General features: G+C 73.4%; 12 protein-coding genes. 6 read left to right on the forward strand and 6 right to left on the reverse strand.

The window, feature by feature from the left end; translation table 11 throughout:
• From ABGA98_RS19995 to ABGA98_RS20010, 4 genes are read right to left on the reverse strand one after another with little or no spacing between them, the layout of a single operon-like run.
• The gene (locus ABGA98_RS19995; RefSeq protein WP_347619845.1) at positions 1 to 1029 is read right to left on the reverse strand and encodes a branched-chain amino acid ABC transporter permease; all 1029 of its coding nucleotides are present in this window, start codon (positions 1027 to 1029) and stop codon (positions 1 to 3) included.
• Positions 1026 to 1907: a branched-chain amino acid ABC transporter permease gene (locus tag ABGA98_RS20000; RefSeq protein WP_347619846.1), complete on the reverse strand. Its 882-nt coding sequence runs from the start codon at positions 1905 to 1907 to the stop codon at positions 1026 to 1028. Before ABGA98_RS20000 ends, ABGA98_RS19995 begins: the two co-directional genes overlap by 4 nt.
• A 3-nt stretch (positions 1908 to 1910) precedes the next feature.
• On the reverse strand, positions 1911 to 2627 hold the full coding sequence (locus tag ABGA98_RS20005; protein WP_347619847.1) for an ABC transporter ATP-binding protein: 717 nt from the start codon (positions 2625 to 2627) through the stop codon (positions 1911 to 1913).
• Complete coding sequence (locus ABGA98_RS20010; RefSeq protein ID WP_347619848.1) at positions 2624 to 3382, reverse strand: ABC transporter ATP-binding protein; 759 nt, start codon at positions 3380 to 3382, stop codon at positions 2624 to 2626. Before ABGA98_RS20010 ends, ABGA98_RS20005 begins: the two co-directional genes overlap by 4 nt.
• Positions 3383 to 3560: 178 nt before the next feature.
• On the opposite strand from ABGA98_RS20010, the gene ABGA98_RS20015 reads away from it, so the two are divergent.
• Together ABGA98_RS20015 and ABGA98_RS20020 are read left to right on the forward strand one after the other, a co-directional pair.
• Positions 3561 to 4931, forward strand: coding sequence for a helix-turn-helix domain-containing protein (locus tag ABGA98_RS20015; protein ID WP_347619849.1), 1371 nt, complete (start codon positions 3561 to 3563; stop codon positions 4929 to 4931).
• A complete protein-coding gene (locus ABGA98_RS20020) occupies positions 4918 to 6399 on the forward strand; it encodes a long-chain fatty acid--CoA ligase (RefSeq protein WP_347619850.1) in 1482 nt (493 codons plus the stop codon). Before ABGA98_RS20015 ends, ABGA98_RS20020 begins: the two co-directional genes overlap by 14 nt.
• On the opposite strand, the gene ABGA98_RS20025 is transcribed toward ABGA98_RS20020, so the two are convergent.
• Positions 6388 to 8706 carry a glycoside hydrolase family 2 TIM barrel-domain containing protein gene (locus ABGA98_RS20025; RefSeq protein WP_347619986.1) on the reverse strand — a complete coding sequence of 773 codons (2319 nt, stop codon included), beginning with the start codon at positions 8704 to 8706 and terminating at the stop codon, positions 6388 to 6390. The genes ABGA98_RS20020 and ABGA98_RS20025 overlap by 12 nt on opposite strands.
• Positions 8707 to 8927: 221 nt before the next feature.
• On the opposite strand from ABGA98_RS20025, the gene ABGA98_RS20030 reads away from it, so the two are divergent.
• Both ABGA98_RS20030 and ABGA98_RS20035 read left to right on the forward strand, forming a co-directional pair.
• Positions 8928 to 9974: a LacI family DNA-binding transcriptional regulator gene (locus tag ABGA98_RS20030; RefSeq protein WP_347619851.1), complete on the forward strand. Its 1047-nt coding sequence runs from the start codon at positions 8928 to 8930 to the stop codon at positions 9972 to 9974.
• 89 nt (positions 9975 to 10063) lie between these two features.
• Positions 10064 to 11080 (forward strand): LacI family DNA-binding transcriptional regulator, encoded by a 1017-nt coding sequence (locus tag ABGA98_RS20035; RefSeq protein ID WP_347619852.1) that lies wholly within the window; start codon positions 10064 to 10066, stop codon positions 11078 to 11080.
• Between the two features lie 169 nt (positions 11081 to 11249).
• On the opposite strand, the gene ABGA98_RS20040 is transcribed toward ABGA98_RS20035, so the two are convergent.
• Entirely contained in the window at positions 11250 to 11828 is a 579-nt protein-coding gene (locus ABGA98_RS20040; protein ID WP_347619853.1) for a TetR family transcriptional regulator, read from the reverse strand.
• 144 nt (positions 11829 to 11972) lie between these two features.
• On the opposite strand from ABGA98_RS20040, the gene ABGA98_RS20045 reads away from it, so the two are divergent.
• Together ABGA98_RS20045 and ABGA98_RS20050 are read left to right on the forward strand one after the other, a co-directional pair.
• Positions 11973 to 13490, forward strand: coding sequence for an MDR family MFS transporter (locus ABGA98_RS20045; RefSeq protein WP_347619987.1), 1518 nt, complete (start codon positions 11973 to 11975; stop codon positions 13488 to 13490).
• 41 nt (positions 13491 to 13531) lie between these two features.
• Positions 13532 to 16822 carry a BTAD domain-containing putative transcriptional regulator gene (locus ABGA98_RS20050; protein ID WP_347619854.1) on the forward strand — a complete coding sequence of 1097 codons (3291 nt, stop codon included), beginning with the start codon at positions 13532 to 13534 and terminating at the stop codon, positions 16820 to 16822.
• The last annotated feature ends 27 nt before the right edge of the window (positions 16823 to 16849 follow it).

Below are 16849 nucleotides of genomic sequence, written 5' to 3' on the forward strand. Positions count from 1 at the left end.
TTACTCCTTCCGGGGAATTTTCCTGATCAAGCGCCCGGCCAGCCCGGCCAGCCCTGTCGGGGCCACGTACATCACCGCGATGATCAGCAGGCCGAAGATGACGCCGGGCGCGGCATCGTTGATGTCCTGCGCGAGACTGGGCACGAACATCACGAACAAGCCCCCGAGCACGGGCCCCGACAGCGAGCCGAGCCCGCCGACGACCAGGCCGGCCAGCAGCGTGATCGACAGGTTGACGGTGAACGAGTCGGGCGAGACGAACCCGATCACCCACGTGTAGACGCAGCCGGCCGTCCCGGCGAACATGGCGCTCCAGGCGAAGGCGAGCGTCTTGTGGACCGACAGCCGCACGCCCATGACCTCGGCCGCGCCCTCGTTGTCCCTGATGGCGTGCAGCGCCCGGCCGACGCGCGAGCGCAGCAGTCCGGCGCAGAGCAGGAACGCGGCGACGGCGACGGCCAGGGTGAGGAAGTACAGCCACTGGTCCTCGGCCAGGCCGCTCCACGCGGGCGGCGCGGGCTTGGCGAGCGTCAGCCCCATCGAGCCGCCGGTCAGCTCCTCGAACCGCTTGAGCAGCGGGACGAGGAAGATGGCGATGGCGAGCGTCACGAGCGCCAGGTAGAGGCCGCGCAGCCGCATGGCCGGCACCCCGAACGCCAGGCCGAGCAGGAACGCCGCCCCGGCCGCGGCGGGCAGGGTCAGCGGGTACGGCAGGGCCTGGTGTTCGAGCAGGATCGCGGCCGTGTAGGCGCCGACGGCGAAGAACGCGCCGTGGCCGAGCGAGATCTGCCCGGCGTGTCCGACCAGCAGGTTGAGCCCGAGCAGCGCGACCGCGTAGATCAGCACCATCGTGAGCTGGAAGACGTGGAACGGCACCAGCTGGAACGGCGCGTAGCAGGCGGCCGCGGCGAGCAGCGCGGCCGCGCCCCACCGCCAGCGCGCCGACCGCCACCACTCGGCGGGCCGCGGCGCGGGGGGCGGGGGCGGCGTGACGGTCCGCGCCCGGGCGGCGTTCGTGGCCTCGCTCATGCCCGCTCCACCACCGCTCGCCCGAACAGGCCCTGGGGCCGCAGCAGCAGGACACCGAGGATGATCATCAGCGGCACGCCCACCTTGAGGTCGGATCCGATGAACCCGACGTACGCCCCGGCGAGCGTCTCCGCGACGCCGACGATCAGGCCGCCGGCGACCGCGCCCAGCGGGCTGTCGAACCCGCCGAGCGTCGCCGCCGCGAACGCGTAGATGAGGACGCCGCCCATCATGTTGGGTTCGAGGAACAGCAGCGGCGCCACGAGCACCCCCGACACCGCGCCCACGGTCGAGGCGAGCCCCCACCCGAGCGCGAGCGTCCGGCCCACCCGGATGCCGACCAGCCGCGCGGACTCGGGGTTGGCGGCCACGGCTCGCATCCCCAGCCCGATCTTGGTGTGCCGGAAGAGCAGGTATAGCAGCCCCATGACGACGCCCACGACGGCCAGCACGCCGAGCGTGGAGAAGCTCACGGTGATCCCGCCCGCCTCCAGCGCGCCTGCGGGGAACGGGTTCGGGAAGTCCTTGATGAGGAACGTCCAGATCCACCCGGCGGCGGCGTTGACGAAGATGAACAGCCCCACGGTGACGATCACGAGGGTCAGCTCGGGCGCGCCCTCGACGGGCCGGATGATCACCCGTTCGATGAGCATCCCGCCGGCGAACGACACCGCGAGCGTGATCACCAGCGCCAGCCAGAACGGCAGCCCGGCGGCCGTGAGCTGCCAGGCGACGTAGGTGGAGAACATGGCCAGCTCGCCCTGGGCGAAGTTCACGATGCCGGTGAACTGGTAGATCAGGACGAGGGCGAGGGCCAGGCTGGCGTAGATGGCGCCCGCGCCGAGCCCCTGGACGAGCTGTTGGAGGAATCCGGCCATCGGCTACACCCGGTACCCGAGGTAGGACTGGGCGACCTGCTCGTCGGCCCTGATCTCCTCGGCCGTGCCCGACAGGACGATCCGCCCGGTCTCCAGGACGTGCGCCTGCTGGGCGATGCCGAGGGCGAGATGGGCGTTCTGCTCGACGACGACCACGGTGGTTCGCTCCTCTGCGTTGATGGCCTGGACGATGCGGAACAACTCCCGGGTGACCAGCGGAGCCAGGCCGAGCGACGGCTCGTCGAGCAGCAACAGCCGGGGGCGCGACATCAGGGCCCGGCCGATGGCCAGCATCTGCTGCTCGCCCCCGCTGAGGCTGCCCGCGGCCTGCTTGAGCCGGGTCTTCAGCACCGGGAAATAGCCGTGGATGCGGTCGAGGTCGGCCTCCACGCCGGCGCCGCGCCTGCGGACGTAGGCCCCGAGCCGCAGGTTCTCCTCGACGGTGAGCGGCATGAACGTGCCGCGCCCCTCGGGGACGTGGGCGATGCCCTGCCGGGCGAGCGTGTCGGGCGAGCGCCCGGTCAGGTCGGCGCCGCCCAGGGTGACCGTGCCGCGCGCCCTGATCATGCCGGACAGCGCCCGGAGCAGCGTGGTCTTGCCCGCGCCGTTGGGCCCGAGTATCGCGCAGATCTCCCCTTGGCCGACGGTCAGGCTCACGCCGTGCAGCACGCGGGCGTCGCCGTATCCGGCCGTCAGCTCCTCCACCACCAGATCCGTCATGGCGCCGTCCCCAGGTAGGCCTCGATGACGCCGGGATCGCGCTGCACCTCGGCGGGCGGGCCCTCGGCGATCTTGCGGCCGAAGTCCAGGCAGACGATGCGCTCGCAGATCCCCATGACGAACCCCATGTGGTGCTCGACGACGATGACGGTCAGGTCGTGTTCGGAGCGCAGCGCGTTCAGCGTGGTCGCGAACTCCTCGACCTCGGCCGCGTTGAGGCCGTTCACCGGCTCGTCGAGCAGCAGCAGCCGGGGCCGTCCGACGAGCGCGCGGGCCAGCTCGACCCGCTTGAGCGTGCCGAACGGCAGCCCGGTCGCCGGATGCCCGGCCACCCCGGTCAGGCCGAGGCGTTCCAGCACCCCGTCCGCGTCGGCGCGCAGCGCGCGCTCCTCGCGGCGCACGCCCGGCAGGCGCAGCCCGGCCGACAGGAAGCCGGCCCGGCCCCGGTGGTGCGCGCCGACGAGCACGTTGTCGCGTACGGACAGGCGCGGGAACAGGCCGAGGTTCTGGAACGTCCTGGCGATGCCGAGCCCGGCGATGGCGTGCGGGGCCACGGCCGTCAGGTCGCCGCCCTCGTACGTGATCGTCCCCGAGCCGGGCTCGTACCGCCGGGTCAGGCAGTTGAACAGGGTGGTCTTGCCGGCGCCGTTCGGCCCGATGAGCCCCACCATCTCACCGCGCCCCACGTCGAAGCCGACGCCGTCCAGCGCCGTGATGCCCCCGAAGCGAACGGTAAGATCGTGTACCTCCAGCATCCGGCCTCCTGGAGAACAATGTTCTGAAGTTGGGCTCAGCGTAGGATCCGGCCGCGAAGCGCCGCATTGGGCACGGTGACCCAAGATGTCCCAGGCGAGTTGTCCTCTGAGCACAGCGTGGGTCTCATACCGGTTACGACCCGTTGACCGCCCGCCGATGGCCATGGATCATCCCGGCATGTCCAGTGGTTCCAGCACGGAAACGCTCACTGGTGCGGAGGCGGTCCGCGCGCAACGGGCGCGCATCCTCTCCGAACTCCTCGGCGACCTCCCGTCCCTGGCCGGCGCCGCGCTCGCCACCATGCGGGACGAGATCCCCGCCTACGCGGCGCAGGGCCCCGACTTCCACGCGGACGTGCGCGACCAGGTGGTCAAGCACTACCGCGCCAAGCTGGCCGTGCTGCTGGAGGAGCGCACGGTCACGTTCGACGACATCGCCTTCACCCGGCGGGCGGCGATGCGCCGGGCCAGGGCGGGGGTGGCGCTGGCCGACTACATCAACGCGTTCAGGGTCGGGCAGCAGGTGTTCTGGCAGTCGGTGGTCGACCGGGCCGGGCACACGCCGGCCGGCCGCGAGGCGGCGCTGTCGCTGGCGTCCCCGCTGATGCGCTACTGCGACTTCGCCAGCACGCACGCGGCCAACGCGTACATGGAGTTCCAGCAGTACGCCGCCGCCGAGGCGGTGCGCGAGAGCCGTGACCTGCTGGAGACGCTGCTGGTGGGCGGCGTGCCGACGCGCGGCAGGGAGCTGGCCGCGGCGCAGGCGCACGGCCTGGCGTCCCGCACGCCGCTGCTCGTCGTGACCGCGGTGCTGGTCGGCTCGCCTTCGGCGGTGACGACGGGCCCTGACCGGGGGGCCGACGCGCGCTACGCGGCCTGCGCGGCGATCGCCAGGACCGGCGGCAACGGCACCCGTACGCTGTCGGTCGTGCGCCAGTCGGAGATCGTGGCGATCCCCGTGCTCGGCCCCGGCGCCGACCCGGGAGGGCTCTGCGACCGGCTGCAGGAAGTGCTGGAGAGCCTGGCCGGCGAGGGCATCAGGCTGGCCATGGGCATCAGCACGGTGGCGGCGGGCCCGGCGCAGATCCCGCAGGCCTACCAGGAGGCCAGGGCGGTGCTGGACTTCGTGCCGGAGGAGGGCGGCGTGGCCGCGCTGCCGCGGCTCACGCCGTTCGAGTATCTGGCGCTGAAGGCCGACGACACCGCCCGCCACCTGGTCGATCCGCGCATCACGGCGCTGCTGTCGGAGGACCGCGCGCGCGGCGGCGTGCTCACGGCCACGATCAGGGCGTTCGCCGCCGCCGACCTGAACCTGCGGGCCGCGGCCGAGCGGTTACAGATCCATCCCAACACCGCCCAATACCGCATGCGCCGGATCCAGGAGCGCACGGGCCGGAGCCTGCGTTCCATCACCGATCTCGTCGATCTGCTCGTCGCGATCGCTCTCCAGGACTCTCTGCCGACCAATTCCGGCCGGGAAAGACTGGCCACCGCGACCAATGAGGGGCGCGGGAGAGCGGACGTACGGTCTTTCCATGAACCTCGCTGACCGGCTCCTCACCACCGCCGAGCGGCTCGGCGGCAGGGCGGTTCTCACGCTGGACGAGGCGGAGCTCACGTACGGAGCTCTGTCGGAGCTGAGCGCCCGGCTCGCGGGGCTGTTGCGCTGCCGCGGGATCGGCCCCGGCGACCGGGTCGCGATCATGTTGCCGAACGTGCCCGAGTTCGGCGTGGTCTACTACGGGGTGCTGCGGGTCGGGGCCGTGGTGGTGCCGCTCGACCCCCTGCTGAAGCGGCGGGAGATCGCGGCCTACCTGGGTGACTGCGGGGCGCGGCTGCTGATCGCCTGGCACGCGTTCGCGGAGACGGCGGAGGCGGGGTCGGCGGGCACGAAGGCCGACTGCTTCTTCGTCGTCCCCGAGGAGTTCCGCAGGCTGCTGCGCCAGGTGGCGCCCGACCGCGACGTCGCCGCCACGCGCGACGACGACACCGCGGTCATCCACTACACCTCCGGCACCACCGGGCGGCCGAAGGGCATCGAACTTTCCCACGCGAACCTGGCGGGCAACGCCGCGACCGTGGCCCGCATGCACGCGCTCGGCGTGGACGACGTGGTGCTGGGGGCGCTGCCGCTCTACCACACGTTCGGCCAGACCTGCTCGCTCAACGCGACCGTGCAGGCGGGCGCGCGGCTGACGCTGCTGCGGCGTTTCGAGGCGGGACGCGCGCTCGAGGTCATCAGGCGGGACGGCGTGACGGTCTTCCAGGGCGTGCCGACCATGTTCATCGCGCTGCTCGACCACCCCGGCGCCTCCGACCTGTCGATGTTGCGGGTCTGCGCGTCCGGCGGTGCGGCGCTGCCGCTGGACGTGCTGCGGGCCTACGAGGCCCGGTTCGGCTGCGAGATCATCGAGGGGTACGGCCTCAGCGAGACCTCCCCGGTGTCCGCGACGAACCGCGGCGGCGCCCACCGCAGGCCCGGCTCGATCGGCTGGCCCATCAGGGACGTCGAGATGAAGATCGTCGACGAGGACGGCTCCGAGACCCCGCCGGGCGAGATCGGCGAGGTCGTCGTCCGCGGCCCCAACGTGATGAAGGGCTACTGGAACGACCCCGCCGCCACCGCCGAGGCCATCCGCGACGGCTGGTTCCACACCGGCGACCTCGGCCGGGTCGACGAGGACGGCTACTTCTTCCTGGTCGACCGCCGCCGCGACGTGATCATCCGCGGCGGCTACACGGTCTACCCGCGCGAGGTCGAAGAGGTCCTGTACGAGCACCCGGCCGTGCGCCAGGCGGCCGTGTACGGCGTGCCGCACCCGGAGCTCGGCGAGGAGATCGAGGCGGCGGTCACCCTGCGCGCCCCGGTGACCCGCGAGGACCTGCGCGACTTCGTCAAGGAACGCGTGGCCGCCTACAAGTACCCCCGGCGGTTGTCGTTCGTGGACGAGCTGCCGATGAGCCCCACGGGCAAGATCCTCAAGCGCGCGCTCGCCCGCACCCCGCTAGGCGGATGACGGCCGCGGCTCGTTGACGCAGCGCAGCACCGGATAGGAGGTCAGCGCCGCCGGGTCCAGGTCGCGCCCGGTGGTGACGTGGAAGGTGACGCTCTCCCCCGGCAGGAGCGTGACCAGCTGGTCGTCCACGGCCGCCGCCGGGTCGAGCCGGTCGGGGAAGAGCGCCAGCTCGCGCAGGATGGTCGCGGCGGTGACGGTGACCGCCACGCCGCCCGGCTCCGGCTCGACCGCGGCGGCGAACTCGGCCGGCGGATAGCCGGCGGCCGGATCCTCGGCGAACACGAACAGGGCGCGCTCGCCGCCGAGCTCCGCGGTGAGCAGCCCGGCCGCCGGGTCATCGGGCGGGGTGACGCGCAGCGCGGCGCGGGCGGGCACGGCGACAGGCTGCTCGCGCGCCGCGAGCACCCGTCCTCCCAGGTCGCGCGGGGCCAGCTCCAGCGTGCCCGCCCACTCCTCGTCGGTGTCGTTGACCAGCACGATCTCGCCGTCCTGCCGGGTGATGAGCCGGTCGGCGTAGGCGCGGCGCAGGGCGTACCAGAGGGGTTTCCTGCGGCCCGCGCCGTCCACGGCGGCCCAGGACGTCACCGGCCAGCAGTCGTTGAGCTGCCACACCACGGTGCCCATGCAGTGGGGCATGAGCGAGCGGAACCGCTCGATCCCGAACGCCATCGCGCGGGCCTGGTTGAGCTGCGTGTAGTAGTGCCAGTCGTCGAACGTGGCGGGCCGCGGCAGGTGGTCGCCGAGCCCGGACAGCAGCTTGGCGTTGCCGTCGACCGCCTTCTGGTGGTGCGTGACGCCGGCCGAGCCGGGATCGAGCGGCTCGTCGGAGACGGCGGCCCGCAGCGTGGCGTAGGCGGGCGGGCCCTGGTAGCCGAACTCGGCCACGAACCGCGGCTCGTAGGAGGCGTAGTGCGTGTAGTCGCGGCCCTGGCCCCACACGGTCCAGATGTGCACGGTGCCGGTCGAGGGGTCGCGCACGTCGCGGTCGGGCGCGCCCGAGTAGGGGCTGCCCGGCCAGTACGGCCGCGTCGGGTCGAGCTCGGCCACGATGCCGGGCAGCAGGTCGTAGTAGAACCCGGCGCCCCAGCTCCGGCCGGCCAGCGGCTCGCGCCAGTCCCAGTGCTGGTGGCCCTCGATGTTCTCGTTGTTGCCGCACCACAACACCAGGCTGGGATGGGCGGCCAGCCTGGCGACGTTCTCCCGCGCCTCGGCCTCGACCTCCGAGCGGAACGGCTCCTCCTCGGGGTAGGCCGAGCAGGCGAACGTGAAGTCCTGCCAGACGAGCAGGCCCATGCGGTCGGCCAGGGTGTAGAAGTCCTCCGACTCGTAGACGCCGCCGCCCCACACCCGCAGCGCGTTGGCGCCGGTGGCGGCGGCCTGGTCGAAGCGCTCCTCCAGGTCCTGCCTGGTCGTCCTGGCGGGGAAGCAGTCGTCGGGAATCCAGTTGAAGCCTCGCACGAACACCGGCCGGCCGTTGACGATCAGGCGGAAGGCGTCCGTGTCAAGGTCGACCGTGCGGAACCCGATCTCGCGCCGCCACTGGTTGGAGCCGGCGCGCACGGTGAGCGGGTAGAGGGGCTGGGCGCCGTGGCCGCGCGGCCACCACCGTTCGGCCCCGGGCACGTCGAGGCGGAGCACGGCCTCGCGCTCGCCCTGGGCCAGTTCGACCTCGGCGCGCACGCCCGCCACGTCGGCGGTGACGGTGACCGGCGCGTCGCCGGTGCGGTCGACGCGTACGTGCACGTCCACGCCGTCGCCGCGGACGAGCGGGCGGACCTCGGCCAGGCGCGCGCCGGACCATGAGTGCAGGCCGATGGGCCGCCAGATGCCGCTGGTCACCAGCGTGGGCCCCCAGTCCCAGCCGAAGTTGCAGGCCATCTTCCTGATGAACGCGTACGGCTCGTCGTAGGCCCCGGGACGCTCGCCGTGCCGCGCGCGCTGCTCCTCGGCGTAGGCGTAGGGGGCGCGGAAGGACACCTGGAGCGTGTTGGCTCCGTCGCGCAGCAGGTCGCGCACGGCGAACCGGTAGGACCGGTGCATGTTGGCGGTGGCGCCGACCTCGTGGCCGTTGAGGCGTACGGTGGCGATCGTGTCGAGCCCCTCGCACACCAGGTCGGCCCGCTCGTGACCGTCGTCGCTCCACGCGAAGGACGTCTCGTAGACCCAGTCCGTACGCCCGATCCAGCCCAGCCGCGTCTCGTTGTCGTCGAGGTAGGGGTCGTCGATCAGGCCGGCGGCGAGCAGGTCGGTGTGCACGCTGCCCGGAACGGCGGCCGGTATGGCGGCAGGTATGGCGGCAGGGCCCACCGGGGTGTCGCCGTCCGGGCGGAGGGTCCAGCCGTCGTGCAGCGGACGGTACACGTGGTCTCCTGACACTGGGAACTAAACCGAGTAAGCGAGCCAGACTCTACGTGGGCCCCCGATGACCGTCAACGTCCATCAGCCGCGGCTGATTCGTCACCCGCGACAGCGGCCCGCCCGGCCCGTACGATCGGTGAACCGTGAAAGTCACCCCTGGGAGGCCAGCCGTGAAGCGACCGACCATCGCGGACATCGCCAAGGAGGCGGGCGTGTCCAAGGGGGCCGTCTCCTACGCGCTGAACGGGCAGCCGGGCGTCTCGCCGCAGACCCGGCAGCGCATCCTGGCCGTCGCGGACCGGCTCGGGTTCCGTGCCAACAGCGCCGCCCGCGCCCTCGCCGGCGCCCCCGCGAAGGTCGTCGGCCTGGCCCTGCCGCGCCCGCCGGCCACGCTCGGGGTCGAGCCGTTCTTCATGGAGCTGATCAGCGGCCTGGAGGCGGAGCTGTCCACCCGCTCCTACGCGCTGCTGCTCCAGATGGTGGCGCACCAGGACGAGGAGATCGGCTTCTACCGCCGCTGGTGGAGCGAGAGCCGGGTCGGCGGCGTGCTCGTCTGCGACCTGCGGGTGCACGACGAGCGGGTGGGCGCGCTACGCGAGCTGGGCCTGCCCGCCGTGGTCATCGGCCCGCCGTCGGCCGCGGGCGGGCTGGCCAGCATCTGGTCCGACGACGGGGTGTCCATGGTGGAGGCCGTGGAATATCTGGCGGCGCTCGGCCACCGCAGGATCGCGCGGATCAGCGGCATGTCCGAGCTGGCGCACACCGCGATCCGCACCGAGGCGTTCACCGGCGTCTGCGCGCGGCTCGGGGTGGGTGCGGTGACCGTGCCGACCGACTACAGCGCCGAGCACGGCGCCGACGCCACGAGGCGGCTCCTCGGCGCGGACGACCGGCCCACCGCGCTGATCTACGACAACGACATCATGGCCATCGCGGGCCTGACCGTCGCCCAGGAGCTGGGCCTGTCGGTGCCCGCCGACCTGTCCATCGTGGCCTGGGACGACTCGCCCATCTGCCGCCTGCTGCACCCGCCGCTGACCGCGCTCACCCGCGACATCGGCGCCTACGGCGTGCACGCGGCCCGGCTGCTGCTGGCCGCCATGGACAGCGGCGCCGACGACAGGGCCGGCGACAGGGCCGACGACAGGCCCGGTGACGTGCACGACGAGCCGGCCCACCTCACGCCCCGGGGCAGCACCGCGCCACCGTCCCGCTGACGGCGGGCCTCCCGGGGCGGCGCCGCGACGCCGTCCCACGGGCGGCGGGCCGCCCCTAGCATGTCCGTAGACCGGCGGGTGGAGGTGCGATGGGGCGGCAGGCGACCATGAGCGACATCGCCCGCCGCGCCGGAGTCTCCCGCGTGGCCGTCTCCTACGCCATCAACGGCCGTCCCGGGGTGTCCGACGCCGTGCGCGAGCGCATCCTGCGCATCGCCGCCGACCTCGGCTTCCTCCCCAGCGTCCCCGCGCAGGCCCTGCACGGCGCGGCGGCGCACGCCATCGGGCTGGCGGTGTCACGCCCGTCGCCCGGCCTGTCCGTCGAGACGTTCCACCGCCGGCTCATCAGCGGCATCCAGGCCGAGCTGGCGGGCCGCGGGTTCGGGCTCGTGCTGCAGTTCGTCACCGGCCACGACGACGAGCTGGACGTCCACCGCCGCTGGCACGGTGAGCGCCGCGTCGACGGCGTCATCGTCTCCGACCTCACCCTCGACGACCCGCGCCCGCGCGCCCTGGCGTCCATGGGCCTGCCCGCGGTGATCCTCGGCGAGCCGAGCGGGCCCGACGGGCTGACGCACCTCTGGTCCGATCCGGCCGCCGGCGCCGACCTGGTCGCCGGCCACCTCGCCGCGCTCGGCCACCGGCGGGTGGCGCGGGTGTGCGGGCCCGCCGGCCTGCTGCCCGCCGCGCGCCGGGCCGGGCTCTTCGCCGCCGCCTGCGAGCGGGCGGGCATGGCCTGCACGCTCATCCCCACCGACCGCACCGGCGAGGCGGGCGCGCAGGTGACCAGGCGCGTGCTCAGCTCGACGCCGCGGCCGACGGCCATCGTCTACGACAACGACGTGATGGCGGTCGCCGGGTTGAGCGTGGCCGGCGAGATGGGCCTGGCCGTGCCGGGCGAGCTGTCCCTCGTGGCGGGCGACGACTTCCCGCTCTGCCAGGCCGTACGCCCGGCACTGACCGTGCTGAGCCGCGACGTGGACGCGCTCGGCGGGCAGGCCGTACGCCTGCTGTTCGAGCTGCTCGACGGCGGCGAGCCGCGCCACGTGCCGGCGCCGGCGGCCCAGCTCGTGACGCGCGGCAGCACCGGCTCCGCCCCGCGCTGACCCTGACGGGCGCTCAGCCGTACATCCCGGGGACGTACGCGCCCGGCACCAGCGTGACGGCCTGCCATCGGGGCTCCGGCCCGCGCACACGGGCGCCCGGGCGAGAACCGGTGGTGGAGCCCGCACTGGTCCTTCGGTCGGCGACGCGACACGGTGCTCTCCCCGGCGTTCAGGTGAAGGGCCGGGCGATCTGGTCGAGGGTCTCGTTCATCACGTCGATGAGCATGCGGGACTCCTGCTCGTCGCTCCACAGGTTCGCGGCGACGCGCAGCCCCACCAGGAAGGCCGCCGCCATCACGCGGGGCGGCATGCCGCTCTCCCGCTCGGCGAGCGCATCCGACAGGTCGCGTTCGAGGGCGGCGTGGTTGGCGAGCTGGCGGGCCAGCAGCGACGGGTGTTGCCGGGCCAGCCGGGTGCGCTGCGCCCACTCCCGCTCGGGCTCGCCCATCTCCTGGTAGAGCTCCTCGGTCGCGTCGCGCAGCGCCGGCCAGGCCCGGAGGGCGGGCGGCTGGGCGCGGACCTTCCGTACGAGGGTGCGGAAACGCTGCTCCTCCCCGTAGAGCACCGCGTCCTCCTTGCCCGCGAAGTAGTTGGAGAAGGTGCGGCGCGAGATGTTGGCGGCGTCGGCGATCGACTCGACGGTGACGTGGTCGAGCCCGTGCTCGACCACGAGCCGCAGCGCGGCCTCGTGCACGGCCTGCCGCGTCGCGGCCTTCTTGCGCTCGCGCAGCCCCACCGTGGTCTCCATGATGCGCTCACTCTACCGTCGGGGAATATATGCTCAATGAGAAAAGTTGCTCACTCGGCATCTATTTACCCGAGACCTTAGGGGAGGTCGCGCGTGAGCGCACCCACGGCTCCGGCATCGGAACCGATGACGCACCGGCAGATCATGGAGGCCCTGAGCGGGCTGCTGCTCGTGCTGTTCGTCGCCATGATCAGCGCAACGATCGTGTCAGTGGCGCTGCCGCAGATCGTCGGCGCGCTCAAGGGCACCCAGTCGCAGTACACGTGGGTCGTGACCGCGTCGCTGCTCGCCTCCACGGCGTCCACGCCGATCTGGGGCAAGCTCGCCGACCTGTTCAGCAAGAAGTTGTTGCTCCAAGCCTCCATCGTGATCTTCATGGTCAGCTCGCTGGCCTGCGGATTCGCCCAGGACACCGCCCAGCTGATCGCCTTCCGCGCGCTCCAGGGCCTCGGCATGGGCGCCCTCCAGGTCCTGGTGCAGGTCGTGATCGCGGCGATGATCAGCCCGAAGGACCGCGGCAGGTACAACGGCTACCTCGGCGGCGTCATGGCCGTCGCCACCGTGGCCGGGCCGCTGCTCGGCGGCCTGATCGCCGACACCTCCTGGCTGGGCTGGCGGTGGTGCTTCTTCATCGCGGTGCCGTTCACCGTGATCGCCTTCTTCATGCTGCACAAGACGCTGCACGTCGTCTCCGTACGCCGCCCCGACGTCAAGATCGACTACGTGGGCGCCACCCTGATCGCCGCCGGCGTCAGCGTCCTGCTCATCTGGGTCACCTTCGTGGACAACTCGTTCGCGTGGCTCTCCTGGCAGACCGCCGCGATGGCCGGCGGCGGCGCGCTCCTGCTGGTCGCCGCCACCTGGGTCGAGTCGGTCGTCAAGGAGCCGGTCGTGCCCCTGCACGTCGTACGCCGGCGCACCCCCGCGCTGGCCATCATCGCCAGCCTCGCGGTCGGCATGGCCATGTTCGGCGGCTCGGTCTTCCTCGGCCAGTATTTCCAGACCGGCCGCGGATACAGCCCGACCGAGGCGGGCCTGCTCACGATCCCGATGATGCTCGGCGTGCTGGTCTCCTCGACGATCAGCGGGCGCATGGTGTCGAGAAGCGGCAACGTCAAGCCGTACATCGTGGTCGGCTCGATCGTGCTCACCGGCGGATTCCTCGTGTTGTCCACGATCGACCACCAGACCCCGCTGCTCCTCATCGCCGCCGCGATGGTGTTGGTCGGCGCCGGGGTCGGCATGTCGATGCAGAACCTCGTGCTGGCGATCCAGAACACCGTCCCCCTCAGCGAGCTGGGGGCGGCCAGCGGCGCGATCACGTTCTTCCGCTCGCTCGGCGGCACCATCGGCGTGTCCGTGCTCGGCGCCGTCCTGGCCAACCGGGTCATGGTCGGCATCAACGAAGGGCTGGTCAAGGCGGGCATCGACCCGGCCAAGGCGGCCGGGGGGACCGGCACGCTCGACGTCCAGGCGCTGCCCGAGCCGTTCAGGACCGTCGTGAGCACCGCCTACGGCGACGCCACCGGCCACATCTTCCTGTTCTCGGCGGCCATCGCCGTGGTCGGCGTGATCGCCGCCCTCTTCCTCAAGCCGGCCAAGCTCCGCGACAGCCTCGACCTGCCCGCCCCCGAACAGCCGAAGGAACCCGTCGCCCAGTAGCGGCGGCCCGCCCGGCCAGGCGAGGGGGGAGAATCGGACTCGTGCAGTTCGGCATCCTGGGCCCGCTCGTGGTGCGTTCGCCGGACGGCGTCGAGGTCGCCGCCGGCGGTCCCCGCCCCCGTGCCCTGCTCGCGCTGCTGCTGCTCGACGCGGGCCGGCTGGTCAGCGTCGAGCGCCTCATCGACGGCCAGTACGGCGACCGGCCGCCCGCCGGCGCCGCCAACGCCGTCCAGGCGCAGGTCTCCCGCCTCAGGCGACGCCTGCCCGCCGGCCTGATCGAGTTCCACGGGTCCGGATACCGGCTGGCGATCTCGCCCGACGACGTGGACGCCCACCGCTTCGAACGGCTCTCCAGGGAAGGACGGCGGCTGCTGGCCGCGGGCAGGCCCTCCCCGGCCGCCGGCGTGCTCAGGGAGGCGCTGGACCTGTGGCGGGGACCGGCTCTCGCCGACGTGGCCGGCGCGCCGTTCGCCGCCCCTCAGGCGCTGCGGCTGGAGGAGCTGCGGCTCGCCGCCACGGAGGACCTGCTGGAGGCGGAGCTGGCCCTGCCCGAGGGCAACCCGGTGGCCGCGCTGCGCGAGCTCGTCACCGCACACCCGCTGCGCGAACGGCCGCGCGGGCTGCTGATGCGGGCGCTGCACGCGGCCGGCCGGCAGGCGGAGGCGCTGGCGGTGTTCGACGACGTACGGCGGCTGCTGGCCCGCGAGCTGGGCGCTGACCCGTCACCCGAGCTGGCGGCTCTTCACCTGGAGATCCTGCGCGGAGAGCGGCACCGGGAGCGCACGGCACGCACCGGCCCGCCCGCGCAGCTGACCAGCTTCGTCGGGCGCGAGGACGAACTGGCACGGCTGGCGGCCCTGCGCACCACCCGCCTGGTCACCATCGTCGGCCCCGGCGGCACCGGCAAGACCCGCCTGGCCATCGAGGCGGCCGCCCGCCGCACCGGCGACATCTGCTTCGCCGACCTCTCCCTCGCGGACGTCCCGTCCGCCGCCCACGACGAACCCGCGGGCGTCCGGCGCGCGGGGACAGGGCCCCATCACGAAGGGGCGGAGGGCTGTGGGCGGGGTGGGCAGGTGGCGCAGGTGGTGCTCGGGGCCCTCGGACTGCGGGAGCCCGCGCTCCGGCCGCCCGCCGCGGCACTGTCCACCACACCACCCGATCCCGCGGAACGCCTCGTGGCGGCGCTGGCCGAGCAGGATCTGCTCCTCGTCCTGGACAACTGCGAGCACGTGATCGGCGAGGCCGCCACGCTGGCCCGCCGTCTCCTGTCCGCCTGCCCGCGCCTGACCGTCCTGGCCACCAGCAGGGAGCCGCTGGGCATCACCGGCGAGCACCTGGTCCCTCTCGCGCCCCTGCCCACCCCACCGCTCGACCAGGGGACGACCCCCCACCCGCCACCTGAGGCCGCTGCCGGCGACCCGCCGCGTGACGCCGCCGCCGCGGCCGGGACCGGCGATCCGCTCGGCTACCCGGCGGTCAGGTTGTTCGCCGACAGGGCGGCGGCCGTGCGGCCCGGGCTCGTGCTCACCCCGGGCACCATGGACGCGGTCCTGCGGATCTGCGCGGCGCTCGACGGCCTGCCCCTCGCCATCGAGCTGGCGGCGGCCAGGGTGCGTACGTTCTCCGTGGCGGAGATCGCCTCCCGGCTGGCCGAGCACGGCAGGTTCCGGCTGCTCTCGCGCGGCGACCGGACGGCCGCGGCCCGCCACCAGACGCTGTACGCGGCCGTCGAGTGGAGCTGGAGCCTGCTCGACGCGGAGGAGCAGACGCTGGCCAGGCGGTTCGCGGTGTTCACAGGAGGCGCCGGTCTGGAGGCGGTCGAGCGGGTCTGCGGCGAGCCCGGCGCCGGCCGGCTGGCCGATCTGGTGGACAAGTCGCTGGTCGAGACCGACGGCGAGCGCTACCACATGCTGGAGACCATCCGCCTGTTCTGCCTGGAGCGGCTGGCGGAGGCGGGCGAGGAGGACCGGCTGCGGCAGGCCCACGCCGCCTGGTTCCTGGAGCTGGCCCGCCGCGCGGACGAGCACCTCTGCCGGTCCGAGCAGCTCCACTGGCTGGCCCTGTTGTCGGCCGACAACGCCAATCTGCAGGCGGCTCTGCGCTGGAGCGTGACCCACGACAAGCCGACGGCCTGGCGGCTGGTGGCGGCGCTGGCCATGTACTGGTGGCTGAGCGGGCGGCGCGGGCAGGCCACCGGGCACGCGGTCGGGCTCCTCGACTCCGCCGCCGGGGAGCCGCCCGACGGGCTGGCGGAGGAGTACGTGCTGGCCGTCCTGCACGCCGTACCCGACGCAGGATCGCCGCACTGGGAACGTGCACGCGCGATCGTCGGCTCGCTGGACGGGCCGATGCGTCACCGCTTCGGCGTGGCGCTCTGGGGCATGCTCACCGGCCCGCCGGAGAACGGGGCGACGGGGCGGCGGGTGCTGGACGCCGACCCGTGGAGCAGGGCGCTCAGCCGGCTCGGGGCGACGTTGCTGGCGCTGCTCAACGGCTCCGTCGTCGAGGCCGAACGGGAACTCGAGTCGGTGCTTGCCGACTTCCGCGCGCTGGGCGAGCGGTGGGGGACGGCGCAGGCGCTCGACTGGCTCGCCGTGATCGCGGGCTGGCGCGGCGACTGGGCACGCGCCATGGAGCTGTGGAAGCAGGCGCTCGACCGGCTCGAAGAGCTCGGCGCGCTGGACGAGCTGGTGGACGTGCTGGGCAGGCGGGCGGACGCGCGCCTGCGGGCCGGCGACGCGGCGGGCGCGCGCGCCGACTACGCACGCGTGGGCGACCTCGATCGGCGGTTGGGCAGGCCGGAGCTGATGGCGTGGGTCCACCTGCGGCTGGGCAACCTGGCCCGGCTCGAAGGGGATCTCGACGAGGCCTCCCGGCGGCTCGGCGCCGCGCTGGCCGGCGTGGAGTTCCGCGGCTTCACGGCCGTCGCCACCCGGGCGCACGTACTCACCGCTCTCGGCCGTCTCGCCGAGGCCACCGGCGACGTCTCCGAGGCGGCCCGCAGGCACGAGCAGGCGCTGGCCGCCGTGCTGGAGTCTCCGCTGTCCGCCGACCTCGCCGACGTCGCCGAGGGCCTCGCCGGCCTCGCGCTCGTCGGGCGTCGCCCCGGCCCGGACGAGCGGACGCCCGGTGCGGAGCGGGCGGCGGAGTTGCTGGGGGTGGCGGTGGCACTGCGGGGGACGTCCGTCGCCGGCGAGCCCGATGTGGCCAGGATCGCCGCGGCCGCCACGGAACTCCTGGGGCCTGAGGCGTTCGCGGCGGCGTTCTCCAGGGGCGCGTCCATGAGCGGGGAGAAGGCGCGGGAGGCGCTGCGCGCGGCCACCTCCTGACGGGTTCTCGCCGCTCTGTCAGCGGGT

It is taken from the genome of Nonomuraea sp. B1E8, from assembly GCF_039871515.1.
Classification (GTDB): domain Bacteria; phylum Actinomycetota; class Actinomycetes; order Streptosporangiales; family Streptosporangiaceae; genus Nonomuraea.

Coding starts and splice junctions, on each gene's coding strand:
- ABGA98_RS20035 (WP_347619852.1), top strand. CDS start 10,064: ATGGGGCGGCAGGCGACCATGAGCGACATCGCCCGCCGCGCCGGAGTC.
- ABGA98_RS20000 (WP_347619846.1), bottom strand. CDS start 1,907: ATGGCCGGATTCCTCCAACAGCTCGTCCAGGGGCTCGGCGCGGGCGCC.
- ABGA98_RS20020 (WP_347619850.1), top strand. CDS start 4,918: ATGAACCTCGCTGACCGGCTCCTCACCACCGCCGAGCGGCTCGGCGGC.
- ABGA98_RS20040 (WP_347619853.1), bottom strand. CDS start 11,828: ATGGAGACCACGGTGGGGCTGCGCGAGCGCAAGAAGGCCGCGACGCGG.
- ABGA98_RS20005 (WP_347619847.1), bottom strand. CDS start 2,627: ATGACGGATCTGGTGGTGGAGGAGCTGACGGCCGGATACGGCGACGCC.
- ABGA98_RS19995 (WP_347619845.1), bottom strand. CDS start 1,029: ATGAGCGAGGCCACGAACGCCGCCCGGGCGCGGACCGTCACGCCGCCC.
- ABGA98_RS20010 (WP_347619848.1), bottom strand. CDS start 3,382: ATGCTGGAGGTACACGATCTTACCGTTCGCTTCGGGGGCATCACGGCG.
- ABGA98_RS20045 (WP_347619987.1), top strand. CDS start 11,973: ATGGAGGCCCTGAGCGGGCTGCTGCTCGTGCTGTTCGTCGCCATGATC.
- ABGA98_RS20015 (WP_347619849.1), top strand. CDS start 3,561: ATGTCCAGTGGTTCCAGCACGGAAACGCTCACTGGTGCGGAGGCGGTC.